Genomic DNA, 241 nt, shown 5'->3' on the forward strand with positions numbered 1-241 from the left:
TGCTTCGTCGTGCGGCGGCGTATCTTTCCCAGGCACACCTGCCGGGAAAAGGCTCTACCCGCTCGTGAAAGAGCTCGCCAATGACGGGGTCCCTGTCGTAGTGTCGTGCCGGGTATTGAAGCTCTCACGCCAGCCCTACTACCGCTGGCTCCGCAACCCAGTCACCGAACGAGACCTTACGCAGGCGTATCGCGCGAACGCGCTCCACGACGCCCACCTTGAAGACCCCGAATTCGGGTAC

Annotated in this window: 1 pseudogene; it reads left to right on the plus strand. The window is 62.7% G+C overall.

Going from position 1 to position 241, the window contains the following annotated elements:
• A pseudogene (locus AUL38_RS17575) lies at positions 1-241 on the plus strand (IS3 family transposase); the annotation flags it as partial.

The organism is Leucobacter sp. G161 (assembly GCF_001482305.1).
Taxonomy (GTDB): domain Bacteria; phylum Actinomycetota; class Actinomycetes; order Actinomycetales; family Microbacteriaceae; genus Leucobacter.